At 54.8% G+C, this 1,132-nt stretch carries 1 pseudogene; it reads right to left on the reverse strand.

The window, feature by feature from the left end:
- Window positions 1–152: 152 nt before the first annotated feature.
- Window positions 153–1,132, reverse strand: a pseudogene (locus NA619_RS24980) (IS1182 family transposase); the annotation flags it as partial.

Consider the following 1,132-nt stretch of genomic DNA (forward strand, 5'->3'; position numbering starts at 1 on the left):
GTGTAAAAACACTTTCGTAGCTTGGGTGCCGCAGCCCAGCGCTGCTGGACGAAGCGATTGCCTAAGCATTTACCACGATTAGCACCGGTAACGTTCCAGAGCGTTTATAAAGCGCTTTAGCGCCTACCGGAGCCGCGAAATACGGGGTTTTTTTACGCCGCCATCGCCCTCAGCAAGCCTTCGGTGCCGATGATTTTCATAACCCGCTTCATGTTGTAAGCGAGCACATTCAGGCTCATCTCCGCGCTGACTCCTGCGAGCCTACGAGTCAAGAAATGCGTCGAGCCCATCCATTGTTTGAGCGTCCCGAAGGGGTGCTCAACAGTCCGTTTACGAACCCGCATCATCTCTGGCGCTTGGTTCAGACGGCGCTGCATTTTTCTCCAGCACAGTTCATGCTCCCAGCGCCTTACTCGCCGATTTTTGCTCGGCGTGCACTGAGTTTTTAGCGCGCAACTCTGGCAACTTGAACTCCAGTAACAGTGCATATTCATGCCTTTCTCAACACTGGAGAAGCGCCAGGGCAACGCCTCTCCCGCCGGGCAGATGTATTCGTTTTTCGTCGCGTCATAAACGAAGGCATCTTTGTTGAATCGTCCATCAGCCTTGGCACTTGAAGTCATCGGCTTTGGCACGTAGGCGGTGATGTTTGCGTCGTGGCAGGCCAGGATTTCTTCGCCCTTGAAGTAACCTCGATCAGCCACTACCGCCAGCGTTTCTGAAGCCATGGCCTCCCGAGCCTGTTTCGCCATCGAGCTGAGCTGGTCGCGGTCAGAGCCGACGTTGGTGACTTCGTGAGCGACGATCACATGGTGCTGGGTGTCGACCGCTGTTTGCACGTTGTAGCCGACGATTCCGTTGCCACGCGTCATCATCGAACGGGCATCTGGGTCGGTCAGCGAGACCTGCTTGTCAGGCGAATCGTTAAGCTGAGATTCAATCAGCTGAAGCTCTTTCATTTGAGTTTAAGCTTTTCGATTTTCTCTGCGAGGCGCGTAGTGTCTGGTTCGAAGGCAGTTGGCAGTTGCCGATCCGCCGCATCAAGTGCAGCCAGGTAACGGCTGATGCTCGACTCAATCTCTTCCATCCGCCGCTTGAGTTTGGCGCTGGTGAAGTTGCGGTCACGATTGTT

The organism is Stutzerimonas stutzeri (assembly GCF_024448895.1).
GTDB classification, from domain to species: domain Bacteria; phylum Pseudomonadota; class Gammaproteobacteria; order Pseudomonadales; family Pseudomonadaceae; genus Stutzerimonas; species Stutzerimonas stutzeri_Q.